Raw genomic sequence first — 12854 nt, forward strand, 5'->3', positions numbered from 1 at the left:
CCTTTTCCTAAAAGTGTTGTGAACGAACGACGACGACGGTGCTCAGTTGCCGGAGATCTCCAGCTCGCGCTCCAGCTCCTCGGAGATCGACTCCTCGATGCTGGGCACCTGAATCTTCTGGACGACCTCGTTGAGGAAGCCGCGCACCACCAGCTGGCGGGCGATCTTCTCCGGGATGCCGCGCGACATCAGGTAGAAAAGGTGCTCGTCGTCGAACCGGCCGGTTGAGGAGGCGTGCCCGGCACCCTCGATGACGCCGGTCTCGATCTCAAGGTTCGGCACCGAGTCGGCACGGGCGCCGTCAGTGAGCACCAGGTTCTGGTTCTTCTCGTAGGAGTCGGTCCCCTCGGCCGCCTTGCGGATGAGCACATCACCGATCCACACAGTGCGTGCGGAGCTGCCCTGCAGTGCGCCCTTGTAGAGCACGTTGGAGGTGTTGCGCGGGCTGTTGTGGTCCACGAAGGTGCGGTGCTCGATGTGCTGACCGGCGTCGGCGAAGTACAGGCCGTACATTTCGGCCTCTGCGCCTTCGGCGGCGTAGCGGAAGTTGGTGTTCAGCCGAACCACCTCACCGCCCAGGCTCACGGCCACGTGCTTGTAGCTGGCGTCCTTGCCGACCTCGGCGTCGTGCTGGCCGACATGGACGGCGTCGTCGTTCCACCGCTGCAGGGAGACCACGTTGACGGTGGAGCCTTCGCCGACCTTGACCTCCAGGTTGCCGTTGAAGTCCGCGCTTCCGCGGTGGTCGATGACGAAGACTGCCTTGGCGTTGGGCTCGGTCTCCAGCACGATGTGGCTGTTGGCCCGGGCGCCTGCCGCAGTGCCGGTGATGGTGATGCGCACCGGTTCGGTGACTTCAGCGCCTTCGGTGATCTTGACGTAGAGCGCCTGCTCGGTGTTCTTGTACCCGAGGACGGCGGCACGGTCGGCCGGCTGCAGCACACTGCCGCGCGGGCTCTGACCATCAGTCAGTGTGGAGATCTCAACGCCCTGCTGGCCTTCGCTGACCTGGTAGTCAACGGACTCCTGATCGGTGCCGGCACCGTGCGTGGGCTGGTCGCTGAGCACCCCGGCGAGCTTCTTCAGCGGAGTGAATCGCCACTCCTCCTCAGTCCCGCTGGGCTCAGGGAATCCTGCCGGGTCGTATCCGGTGTGGCGCTTGGCGCGTGATCCGGCGCCCGATGTGACTTCCTCGGACTCACCCACACCGCCGTGGCTGTGCTCATCGGCAGCGTTGGTCTCTTTGGAGAGGTTCTCGCCCTCCTCGGTGAATCCGGGGATGGAGATGCGGCGTTCGCCGACATCGACTCCGGCCACGTCCTCCTTTGAAGGAGTATTGGTCATCGTGTGTACTCTTCCCTGTTCTTGGTCAGTTGCGCATCTGGTGGTCTGATCTCGCACGTTGTGCGCAGCCCGGAGCCGGACTGCGCACAACGTGGTGGCGGGTGGGAACTAGCCGACGGAGCCTTCCATCTGCAGCTCAATGAGGCTGTTGAGCTCCAGGGCGTACTCCATGGGCAGCTCACGTGCGATCGGCTCGATGAAGCCGCGCACGATCATGGCCATCGCCTCGGTCTCGGAGAGTCCGCGGCTCATCAGGTAGAAGAGCTGGTCCTCTGAGACCTTGGAGACTGTGGCCTCGTGACCCAGGGTGACGTCGTCCTCCCGGATGTCGATGTACGGGTAGGTGTCCGTCTTGGAGATGGTGTCCACCAGCAGCGCATCACAGATCACCGAGTTGGCGGAGTTGTGCGCGTTCTCATTGATCTGCACCAGCCCTCGGTAGGAGGCCCGGCCCCCGGAGCGCGCCACCGACTTGGAGACGATGGAGCTGGAGGTGTTGGGCGCCATGTGGACCATCTTGGAGCCGGTGTCCTGGTGCTGGCCCTCACCGGCGAAGGCGACCGAAAGGGTCTCGCCGCGGGCGTGCTCACCGGTCAGGTAGACCGCCGGGTACTTCATGGTCACCTTGGAACCGATGTTGCCGTCGATCCACTCCATCGTGCCGCCCTCTTCGACCACTGCACGCTTGGTGACCAGGTTGTACACGTTGTTGGACCAGTTCTGAATGGTCGTGTAGCGCACCCGGGCGTTCTTCTTCGCCACGATCTCCACCACAGCGGAGTGCAGGGAGTCGGTGTTGTAGATGGGTGCGGTGCAGCCTTCGATGTAGTGGACGTAGGAGTCCTCATCGGCGATGATCAGGGTCCGCTCGAACTGGCCCATGTTCTCGGTGTTGATGCGGAAGTAGGCCTGCAGCGGAATCTCCACGTGGACGCCCTTCGGCACGTAGACGAAGGAGCCTCCGGACCAGACGGCGGTGTTGAGGGCGGCGAACTTATTGTCACCGACGGGGATCACTGAGCCGAAGTACTCCTCGAAGAACTCCGGGTGCTCCTTCAGCGCAGTGTCGGTGTCCATGAAGATGACGCCCTGCTCCTCCAGGTCCTCACGGATCTGGTGGTAGACCACCTCGGATTCGTACTGGGCGGCCACACCGGCGACCAGACGGTCACGCTCAGCCTCCGGGATGCCCAGACGCTCGTAGGTGTTGCGGATGTCCTCCGGCAGGTCCTCCCAGGTCTGGGCCTGGCCCTCAGTGGAGCGGACGAAGTATTTGATGTTGTCGAAGTCGATGTCCGAGACGTCGGCGCCCCAGGTGGGTGTGGGCTTGCGCTGGAAGTACTTCAGGCCCTTCTTGCGCATCTTGAGCATCCACTCGGGCTCGTCCTTCTTGCCGGAGATGTCCTCAACGACGGCCTGGTCTACCCCGCGCTTGGCGCTGGCGCCGGCGTCGTCAGAGTCGGACCAGCCGTACTCGTAGTTCCCGAGGCTCTTGATCTCTGGGTTGTTGTCCAGAACCTCCTGGATCACACCAGGGTCCTCGGTGCTCTGCAGAGTCTCCTGCGTTTTGCTGATCTGCTCGGTCATGACAACCTCTCTTGTTGACGTGGTGAGATGACGATGCGCTTGCGGCCGCTCATTGCTGCGGTCGCGCTGGTCTGGTCTCCTTGTTCGGCTCGAGCTCTGCGCTCTTCAGCGAGCTTCTCCCGGCCGACGGGTACATGGGTGGTGCAGACATGTGCGCCTGCAGCCTGGGTGGACAGCCGACGGACGTCGACGTCCAGGAGGCGACCGATCATCTTTGTCTCCTCCTCACAGAACACCGGATGGGCGGCTGCTATTTCCCGGATCGGGCAGTGACCTTGGCACAGCTGGGTCGACTGCATCGCCAGCAGCGGATTGTCCCGGCCCACCAGTCGGGTGAAGCCGGCGAAACCGTGATCGTTGAAGAATCCTGCCAGCTTCTCGGTGCGTTCGTCGAGGTTCTCCGTTGCCTGCAGTTCGGCGGCGTAGCGCTCTTCGAACTGGGAAAAGTACTCGCGGGCCACCTCCCGGGCCGCTGGGGAGCGCTCCGGCGCCGCCGCCTGGTCCTCGCCCATGTCCTTGGGGTGTTCGGACGGCGCTGCGGTGCGGCTGTCGATGACTTCCAGGGCGGTGTGCACCAGATTCAGGTAATCATTGCCGAGCACCTGCTGGCCCGCCGAAGAGATGACGTACCGGCGGGAGGGCCGGCCCGCGCCTCTGCTGCGGCTGGAGATGTTCTTGACCTCGACGATTCCCTGCTCGGTCATCGTGTCGAGGTGACGGCGCACCGCTGCCGCCGTGAGGCTCAGCTTGCGGCCCAGCTGGGCAGCGCTGATGGGGCCTTCGGCCACCACCAGCTGCAGCACGCGGTCGCGTGTTGAGCTGTCGGACTCGAGCACACTGGGATCCTCCGAGTGCGCCGCAGTCTCAACGTCGAATTGCATGACACTATTATGACCTATTCAAAAAAGCAGGTCTAGCAAGGTGACCCTTAAGAGCCCTATCGCCGGTGTTCGGTCACCGTACAGTCGGACTGCTGGGACGAGCCGGTGGAGCTTGGTTTCGTGCTGAGAGACTGACATGCTCAGCCGCAGAACCAAAGCCGCAGAACAGGTAAGGAGATCCCGTGATGAGCGACAACGCCGTACTGAACGGCACCAGCGTAACTGAGGTGCAGATTCCCAGGATCGGGCTGGGCACCTCGCCCTTAACTGGGGGCCAATGCCGAGAAGCCGTCGGCCAAGCCCTGGACAGTGGGTATCGACACATTGATACCGCCGAGAACTACGCGAACGAGGACGCTGTCGGACAAGCGGTCGCCGAGTCCGGGCTCCGGCGGAGTGAGGTGTTTGTCACCACCAAGTTCAACAGAGACTCACATGGCGACGTCGCCACTGTCCGGTCCGCCGCGGAGCGTGCCCTGCAGCGTCTGGGGCTGGACTACCTTGACTTGCTCCTGGTGCACTGGCCCAACCCGGATCAGGACCGCTACGTGCGCAGCTGCGAGTCATTGGCGGCCCTGGTCGAAACCGGCCTGGTGCGCTCATGGGGGGTGTCCAACTTCAAGCCCCATCACCTGGAGAAGGTGCTCGAGGCGGGGCTGGTCCCGCCGGTCAACCAGATCCAAGTCGACCCCCACCACGCCCAGCGCAGCATCGAGCGGGCCAACACCGGTGCCGGTGTGCTCACCGCTGCCTACAGTCCGCTCGGCCGCGGTGGTGCCGTCCTGGAAGACCCTGCAGTCCGGGGACCCGCTGAGCGGCTGAACCGGACCCCGGCTCAGATCGTGCTGCGCTGGCACCTGCAGCAGGGCCGGGTGGCGATTCCGCGATCCGGTGACCCCACCCGAGAGCGACAGAACCTGGACGTGCTCTCCTTCGAGCTCAGCGCCGATGAGATGACCGCTGTCGACGCCGTCGACACCGGAGCCGGTGCCCGGCTGGACGCCGACGAGTTTGGCCACTGACTCTGCTTCCGCCGCGCAGACTGCTTCCACAGCTTCGCCAACGTGGCGCATCTGAAGCGAAACACTCATGCATGCCGTCTGCGTGCTGCCTGTCTGCCCGGAAAGAAGAGCGTCCACATCAGCAGCACCCAGGCCGCTGAGAACACCAGACCGCCCAGCACATCGCTGGTCCAGTGCACGCCTATGATGACTCGGCTGCTGGCCACAGCGAGGATGACGACGACGCCCAGGACCAGCAGGAGCCGTCGCCACCCACCGCCTAATCGCGGCAGCAGCAGCGTCAGCAGCACGCTGATGCCGATGGCAGTGCCGGTGGTGTGACCGCTGGGGAACGCGAACCCGTCTGCAAGGGCGACCGGGTCCGGCCAGTCCGGCCGCTCACGGCCCACCACGTGTTTCAGGCCGGTGGTCGCGGCGCCTCCGACCCCAGCGGTGACCGCCACGAAGAGCGCTGAGCGAATCCTGCGAGAGATCAGCAGCACCGCCACGATGACGATGTGGATCGTCCGCCACAGCTCAGGGGCGCCCAGGTGGGTCACCGCGTGCATCGCAGCGACCACCTGCGGCCACCAGCTGCGGGCTTCCTCCAGCCCGTGGGAAACCGCCTGGTCCGCGGACTCAACGGGGCCCCATTGGTGGTGCACCGCCAGTGCCAGCAGCCCGAAGGCAGCCATCAGCACCAGGGCGACGATGATCGCCGCCCTCGGCATCGGCTCAGAGCGGGCTGCGTCGCTAATTGGTGCACCCATAGAGCCGCGTCAGTGATTCTCCTTCAGGCATCCTGCGAATCACCTTACAGTTCGACCAATCTGCAGCCGCGAAACAGCCTCTTGTCGCGGCGGTTGCGGCCGTGGGATTATTATGATCTGCCCTCTGTGAGGGTTCTCATTATCTCCAGAGTTTCGGAGGGCCCGCCATGCCCCACTCTTCAGTCGACTCCAACCGTGACCACGACGACGTCGTGGGTGCAGACCACGTTTCCGACCCCGCAGAATCCGCCCCGGAACCCGTCCCGTTGGCGGCGAGTACCCCGGTTGATCCGGTCATTTGGAGCGGCGACACCCATGCCACCTTGGTGCCGGTGATCCGACCCTCCGCCGGCGAGAGTGAAGACTCCTCCGAGGAGTCGGGATTCGTCCGGCACCTTGCTGAATCCCTGAGGCACTCATGGCAGACCTCGGCCGGGGAGGACGCGGCGGCAGATTGGGCCGAGTTCGAGGCTGACCCCCACCCCCTCGAGGAGGAGGCGGAGGAGACTGCGACCGAGGCCCTCAGGTTCGAATTCGACAGCCGCACCGCGCCCATCACACAGATCCAGCCGCTGAGCGCAGATCCTGAGGCGCCGGCCTCCCATGCGGCCACCCCCGCCGAACCTAGTCAGAAAACACCACGCGGCTGGCTGGGCACACCGTGTCGCAGTTCCCGAGACCCCTCGGTTCAGAGTTCCGGCGCCCGGCTCATCCTCCGCCGAGTGATTCAGCAGCCCGCGCCGGCCACCGGGCAGATGCCGATGATCGACTACCTGAGCGGCAGCCTGTATGAGAACCCGCAGGAGGTGGAGGAACCCTGCGAAGCTGAGGAGCTGGAAGCCCTCAGCTTCGTGCTCGACCTCGGAGAGGCGCTCTTTCGCTACGGAGCCGGGGCACTGGAGGTCGAAACCTCCATCATCGCCACCAGCGCGGCCTTCGGCATGAAGAACACTGATGCTGACATCACCAACCAGTCGATCATCCTCAACTGGGCCCCCGACGGGAAAGTTCCCTATTCACGGGTGCGCGTGGTCCGGTCCTGGTCCGCCAATTTCCGGGCCCTCAGCGAGGTGCATGGGCTGGTCACCGATATTGCCGCAGGCCGCTACACCCGAGCTGAAGCCCAGCGGGAGCTGGCAGAGATCACCAGCGAACCCAAACCCTATCCACGGTGGGCCGTCACACTGGCAGGGGCGGTCTTCGCCGGACTGTTCGCCAGCTACACCGGCGCCCCGCCGCTGGATGCGGCCCTGGGCTTTGCCGCCGCACTGCTGGTGCTGGCAGTGACGCGACGGCTCACGCTGAAGCGGGTGCCAGAGATCTTCGCCCTGGCCGCCGGCGGGATGCTGGCCACCCTGGTGGCTCTGTGTGCGCTGACTCTCGGAGCCGATATCACCCCCTCCATGGTGGTCGCCGGAGGCCTGATGATTCTGCTTCCCAGCGTGCGGATCGTCTCCGCGCTGCAGGATGCGATCAACGCCTTCCCCATCACTGCGGCCGGCCGGCTGGTCTCGTCCCTGGTGGCATTCGCAGGAATGACCGCCGGCATCATGGTGGCTGTGGTGCTGGCCGACCGCGTCGGAGCGCCCCAGGTGGAAGTCGCAGAGGGCATCACCCGCATCTACCATCCGGTGGTTCTGGTGTGCCTGGTGTTTCTGACTGCGGTGACCGCTGCTGTGGTGCAGCAGGCCCCGTACCGCCTGCTGCTTCCCACCGGCGCGATCGCCGCCTGCGGCTTCATGGGTTTCTACACCGGCGAGCTGCTGGGCTTCGGCGATTGGTTCACACCTCTGCTCGGCGCGATCGTGATCGGCGCGCTGGCGCGGGTGACTGCACTGTGGCTGGGCGCTCCGCAGCTGGTGGTCGCGGTCCCGGCGATGATGTTCATGCTCCCGGGCCTGGTCATGTTCCGGGGCATGTACCAGATCGCCATCAGTGACGCCGCCGGGCTGCGCAGCACCGGGCTCTATCTGCTGTTCGACGCGCTGATCATCATCACCGCGATCGCCGCCGGGATCGTGCTGGGTGATGTGACGATGCGGCCCCTGACCAAGCGGCTGCGCTCCAATGAACGCGCACGCGGACGACGCCGCTGACTGCGGTGTGGCCGCGGACGCAGCCCAACCAGCGGTAGTGTGCCATCAGAACGAGAAGCGAGGGCAGAGGAGAGTTGCGATGCCAGACAGTGCGACCCCACAGAGTACGACCACACAGAGTGCCACGAACGGTTCGGACGCGTCATCAGAGAGCGTCAGCACCTTCGTCGCCGCCTCAGGATTCGTCATCGACGAGGTCAGCGAGACGCGCCTGAGCGGTCATGTGGAGCTCGGCGAAGAACACTTCACCCCGTGGGGCGTGGTCCATGGCGGGGTCTATACCACCATTGTTGAAACAGCGGGCAGTGTCGCCGCCAGCCACGCCGTCCAGGCGCGCAACCAGTTCGCCATGGGCGTGCACAACGCCACCGACTTCCTGCGAGCCTCCACCGGCGGGCAAGCATCCGTCACTGCAGAAGCCCTCCAGCAGGGGCGCACCCAGCAGCTGTGGCTGGTGGTCATCACCGACGACGAAACAGCCAAAGTGCTGGCGCGCGGTCAGCTGCGGCTGCAGAATGTCGGACTGCCGGAATCGGCACAGCAGTGACGACGTCGACGCGGCCGGCCCACCACTGGTGGTGACACGTGGACGGCGCCCGCTTTCGCCGGAGTCTCAGTGCTCGCCGGCTTGCACCGGCTGAGCAGCGGCAGCACGCCCACGTACCAGGTACCCGAAGCCCAGGGCGATAAAAAACATCAGCACCCCGTACACCGCCGCCGGCAGGCTCAGCTCGACCGAGCCCATCACCGTCTGAGCGATCACGATCGCCAGCGTCGCATTGTGGATGCCGATCTCGAAGGAAGACGCGAGGGCCTGTCGCGGTTCGATCCCGAACCCTCTGGGGGCCCAAAAGCCCACTGCAAGGCTGAGAAGACAGAACAGCACAGTGATGGCGATCAGACGCGGCCCGTCCTCCACGAGAATGTCCCAGTTCGTGACCACCGCACCCGCGATGACCACTGCCAGCACAATGACGGAGGCGATCCGCACTGGTCGGTCCATCGCTGCGGCGAACTGGCGCCAGGTGCGGCGGATCAGCATGCCGGCCAGCACCGGCAGCAGCACGATGGCGAACACCTCAATGGTCTTCGCCCATTGCAGGCCCAGCTGGTCGTCGAAGGGGTCGAAGACCCAGATCGCCAGGTTCGTGATCAGCGGCAGGGTCACCACCGCGATGACTGAGTTGATGGCAGTGAGCGAAATGTTCAGCGCCACGTCGCCGCCGAAGAGGTGACTGAACAGGTTCGCCGAGCTGCCACCGGGTGATGCTGCGAGCATCATCATCCCCACCGCCAGCACCGGTGACAGGTCGAAGAGCAGCACGAGCCCGAAACAGACCATGGGCAGCACGATCAGCTGAGCCCCCAGCGCAACCAGAACCGCCTTGGGGTGCTTGCCCACTCGCGTGAAATCGCTGACGGTCAGGCTCAGCCCTAGCCGAACATGATGATTCCCAACGCAATGGGCAGCCCGAAGGTGGTCAATGCTGAATCCATGATGGATGCCCTTCTCTGAGTGCTGGTGAGGAGCTGGCAGTGAGAACCTGAGTCATCCGGCGGTTGCTGCGGCGTGGCGCCCGGCGGCGCGGCCGGAGAACATGCACCCGCCCAGGAACGTACCCTCCAGTGCGTTGTAGCCGTGCACTCCGCCGCCGCCGAATCCAGCGACCTCACCGGCTGCATAGAGGCCGTCGATGGCTTCGCCGTCGTCGTCGAGCACCCTGGAATCTAAGTCGGTCTGGATACCGCCGAGGCTCTTGCGGGTCAGGACGTGGAGCTTCACCCCGATCAGCGGCCCGTGTGCCGGGTCCAGAATCTTATGCGGTGCGGCAGTGCGGCCCAGCCGTTCGCCCAGGGACCTGCGTGCGTTGTGGATGGCCATCACCTGCGCATCCTTGGCGTAGGGATTGTCCATCTGCAGGTCGCGGGCACGGATCTGGGCCCGGATCGTTGCCGGATCAAGCGGAGGTGCCTCATCGGCCAGGCTGTTCATCCCCTCAACCAGCTCCTCCAGGGTGTTGGCGACGACGAAATCGGCTCCGTGGGTCTTGAAGGCCTCCACAGGATCGGTGGCGTCACGGCCCAAGAGCCGCTGGCGGATGAACTCGCGCTTGCTGCGTTCGGTGATGTCGGGGTTCTGCTCTGAGCCCGAGAGCGCAAACTCCTTGCGCGCTATGGACTGGGTGGCGATGAACCAGGAATGGTCATACTCAGCGATCTCCGCACTGGTGCGCAGATGCTTCAGCGTTCCCATCGTGTCGAAACCGGGCAGATAGGGCTCGGGCAGCCGCCGACCGAGGGCGTCGAACCACATGGAGGAGGGCCCGGGGAGGATGCGCACGGCGTGCTCCGGCCACACCGGATCCCAGTTCTTCACCCCTTCCACGTAGTGCCACATGCGGTCCCGGTTCACCAGCCGGGCACCAGCGTCGCCGGCGATGTCCAGCATGCGTCCGTCCACGTGCTCGGGGACGCCGGTGAGCATACTGCGCGGCGGTCTTCCCAGGCGGGCGGGCCAGTGTCTGCGCACCATCTGGTGATCGCCTCCGATCCCGCCGGTGGTCACGATCACCGCCGAGACTTCGAAGTCGAACTGGCCCGTCACTTCACGGCTGGAGGCCGCCCCACGGGATGCGTCATCCTCAGCCAGCACACTGCCGCGCACCCCTTGGACCCGGCCCGCACTGATGACCAGCTCATCGACCCGATGCCGGTGGTAGAAGTCCAGGAGGCCCGCGTCCACGGCTCGATGGGCAGATTCGACGAAAGGACCAACCACACCGGTGCCGGTCCCCCACGCCACGTGGAAACGCGGAACGGAATTGCCGTGGCCCTCAGCGCTGAAACTGCCGCGCTCCGCCCAGCCGACGGTCGGCAGAAAACTGATGCCGTGGGAGGCCAGCCAGGAGCGCTTCTCACCGGCCGCGAAGTCGACGTAGGCCCGCGCCCACCGCACCGCCCAAGAATCCTCATCATCCAGACGGTCGAATGCTGCACTGGCCTGCCAGTCGTTCCACGCCAGTTCCGCAGAGTCGCGGATGCGCAGGCGTCGCTGTTCGGGGCTGTTGACCAGGAACAGGCCGCCGAAGGACCAGAAGGCCTGACCGCCGATGTTGTGTGCATTCTCCTGGTCCAGGATGGCAACCCGTTTGCCGGCGGTGGTGAGTTCGTGGGCGGCAACGAGCCCGGCGAGGCCAGCACCGATGATCAGCACATCGCAGCGAGGTGAGTCGGACATATCAATCATCGCCGTTCGGGGTCGGGCGTCGGCGTACTCAGTTACCTGAGAGTAACAGATGTGCACGCCTACCGCGCTGGGGGTGGAAGCAGCCCTGATCAGCAGATGCTGGAGGCTTGGGTCGCCGCTACTTCTACGCTGTGTAGAAAACGGTAGACTGGTCGGGTGTCCCAGCAACCCCTGTGTCTCAGTCTGCGCCAGGTGCGCTACGCCGTCGGTTCGGCGCGCAGCGCCGGCGGTGTCACCGAGATCCTCTCCGGCGTGGACGTCACCGCCCAACCGGGCCAGGTGACGGTGATCATCGGGCCCAACGGTGCCGGTAAGACCACCACGCTCAACTGCGCCCAGGGACTCCTGCGCCCCTCAGCCGGCACTGTTGAGCTGCTGGGCGAGGACCCCTACCGAGCCGGAGCCGACCTGCGTGCCCGGGTCGGGGTGATGCTGCAGGACGGCGGGCTGCCCCAGGCCGTGCCGCCGGCCGTTCTGCTCAAGCACGTCTCGAGGCTCCATCAGAACCCGTGGCCGCTGGATGACCTGGTCGACCGCCTGGACATGTCCGATTTCCTCACCACTGGAATCCGCCGGCTCTCCGGAGGGCAGAAGCAGCGCGTCGCCCTGGCCGCCGCACTGATCGGCGATCCGGAGGTCGTCTTCCTCGACGAGCCCTCCGCCGGCCTGGACCCCCAGTCGCGGCAGGTGGTCTTCGACCTGATCGAGCAGCTGCGCGACCAGGGCCGCGGCATTGTGCTCACCACCCATCTGCTGGAGGAAGCCCAACGCTTGGCCGACACCGTCTTCATCCTCAAAGACGGCCTCGTGGTCCGTCACGGCACCGTGGCCGAACTCACCGCAGCACACGACGGCGCACACGACGACGCCCAGAACGGCACTACGGGGCAGCGCGCAGACGGCCCGGCGCGCAGGCTGGTGTTCGTCTCCCCGCGCAGGCTCACCCCTGAGGAGCTGCACGCCGCGCCGCTGCCCGTGCAGCTTGACGGGGCAGGCGCCAATCAGGCCGGCGCCCGGTGGGCGGTCAGCGACATTGCTGATCCGGCCGACTTCGGCAGCCTCAGCTCCTGGTGGCAGCACATCGGGCTGATGCCCTCAGAGATCACCTTCGAGTCCCGCACCCTTGAGGACGTCTTTTGGGAGGTGTCCGCACCGTGAGCGAGCTGACCTCGGCCAGTCCCCGACCCCGCTCCCGACCAGCGCCTGCGCTGCAGCGGGTACTGGCCCACGGCCGCTACGAGACCCGCAATACGCTGCGCAACGGCGAGCAGCTGCTGGTCACCCTCATCCTGCCGCTGCTGGTGCTGATCGGGGTGCACCGACTGGACCTGATCAGCAGTGCCACCGGAGGCATCGACGCCCTGGTCCCCGGCGTACTGGCACTGGCGGTGATGGCCTCGGCCTTCACCGGTCAGGGAATCGCCACCGGCTTCGACCGCCAGTACGGGGTGCTGGCCTACCTGGCCACCACTCCCCTGGGCCCCACCGGCCTGATCCTCGGCAAAGCCGTGGCCGTGCTCAGCGTCATCATGGTGCAGCTGGTGGTGCTCGGCGCCGCCGGCCTCACCCTGGGCTGGTCGCCGGACCCGCTGGGCCTGGTCTGGCTGCTGGCCGTCCTGGTGCTGGGAGCTGCGGCCTTCACCGCACTGGGCCTGCTGCTGGCGGGCACCGTACGGGCAGAGGCCACCCTGGCGGTCACCAATGTGGCCTGGGTGCTGCTGGGTGCCGCCGGCGGCACGATCTTCGCACTGGATCATCAGGGCCCCGGGGTGCTGCTTCTGCTGCTGCCCTCAGCGGCCCTGGGTGAGGCCGCCCGCGCTGCCGCCGCTGACGGGGTCTTCGCCGTCGTGCCCGTTCTTATTCTCGCGAGCTGGGCCGTGCTCGCGCTGCTAGCTGCCCGCCGCTGGTTCCGGTGGAGATAGGTGACC

The 12854-nt window shown here is 65.7% G+C and carries 11 protein-coding genes; 5 read left to right on the forward strand and 6 right to left on the reverse strand.

All coding sequences use genetic code 11. The annotated features are described in order from the left end of the window. Positions 1-42: 42 nt before the first annotated feature. The 3 genes from sufD to FHX47_RS02855 all read right to left on the reverse strand — a co-directional run bounded on the left by sufD (position 43) and on the right by FHX47_RS02855 (position 3812). Entirely contained in the window at positions 43-1344 is a 1302-nt protein-coding gene (gene sufD, locus FHX47_RS02845) for a Fe-S cluster assembly protein SufD (RefSeq protein WP_183357352.1), read from the reverse strand. 108 nt (positions 1345-1452) lie between these two features. Beyond that, complete coding sequence (sufB, locus tag FHX47_RS02850; RefSeq protein ID WP_183357353.1) at positions 1453-2931, reverse strand: Fe-S cluster assembly protein SufB; 1479 nt, start codon at positions 2929-2931, stop codon at positions 1453-1455. Next, a complete protein-coding gene (locus FHX47_RS02855) occupies positions 2928-3812 on the reverse strand; it encodes a helix-turn-helix transcriptional regulator (RefSeq protein ID WP_183357354.1) in 885 nt (294 codons plus the stop codon). Before FHX47_RS02855 ends, sufB begins: the two co-directional genes overlap by 4 nt. A 185-nt stretch (positions 3813-3997) precedes the next feature. Here FHX47_RS02855 and FHX47_RS02860 point away from each other — a divergent pair, with 185 nt between their 5' ends. Next, entirely contained in the window at positions 3998-4834 is an 837-nt protein-coding gene (locus FHX47_RS02860) for an aldo/keto reductase (RefSeq protein WP_183357355.1), read from the forward strand. Positions 4835-4899: 65 nt separating this feature from the next. Here the strand turns inward: FHX47_RS02860 and FHX47_RS02865 are convergent, their stop codons facing one another. Further along, a complete protein-coding gene (locus tag FHX47_RS02865; protein WP_183357356.1) occupies positions 4900-5583 on the reverse strand; it encodes a phosphatase PAP2 family protein in 684 nt (227 codons plus the stop codon). A 167-nt stretch (positions 5584-5750) separates the two neighbouring features. On the opposite strand from FHX47_RS02865, the gene FHX47_RS02870 reads away from it, so the two are divergent. Next, the gene (locus FHX47_RS02870) at positions 5751-7679 is read left to right on the forward strand and encodes a threonine/serine exporter family protein (RefSeq protein ID WP_183357357.1); all 1929 of its coding nucleotides are present in this window, start codon (positions 5751-5753) and stop codon (positions 7677-7679) included. A 79-nt stretch (positions 7680-7758) separates the two neighbouring features. Continuing rightward, positions 7759-8226: a PaaI family thioesterase gene (locus tag FHX47_RS02875; RefSeq protein WP_183357358.1), complete on the forward strand. Its 468-nt coding sequence runs from the start codon at positions 7759-7761 to the stop codon at positions 8224-8226. A gap of 66 nt (positions 8227-8292) precedes the next feature. On the opposite strand, the gene FHX47_RS02880 is transcribed toward FHX47_RS02875, so the two are convergent. Next, complete coding sequence (locus tag FHX47_RS02880; RefSeq protein ID WP_343064277.1) at positions 8293-9081, reverse strand: bile acid:sodium symporter family protein; 789 nt, start codon at positions 9079-9081, stop codon at positions 8293-8295. A gap of 147 nt (positions 9082-9228) precedes the next feature. Then, positions 9229-10917 (reverse strand): FAD-binding dehydrogenase, encoded by a 1689-nt coding sequence (locus FHX47_RS02885; protein ID WP_183357359.1) that lies wholly within the window; start codon positions 10915-10917, stop codon positions 9229-9231. Positions 10918-11082: 165 nt separating this feature from the next. Here FHX47_RS02885 and FHX47_RS02890 point away from each other — a divergent pair, with 165 nt between their 5' ends. After that, positions 11083-12084, forward strand: coding sequence for an ABC transporter ATP-binding protein (locus FHX47_RS02890; RefSeq protein ID WP_343064278.1), 1002 nt, complete (start codon positions 11083-11085; stop codon positions 12082-12084). A 5-nt stretch (positions 12085-12089) separates the two neighbouring features. After that, positions 12090-12848: an ABC transporter permease gene (locus tag FHX47_RS02895; RefSeq protein ID WP_183357837.1), complete on the forward strand. Its 759-nt coding sequence runs from the start codon at positions 12090-12092 to the stop codon at positions 12846-12848. The last annotated feature ends 6 nt before the right edge of the window (positions 12849-12854 follow it).

The organism is Garicola koreensis (assembly GCF_014195445.1).
Classification (GTDB): domain Bacteria; phylum Actinomycetota; class Actinomycetes; order Actinomycetales; family Micrococcaceae; genus Nesterenkonia; species Nesterenkonia koreensis.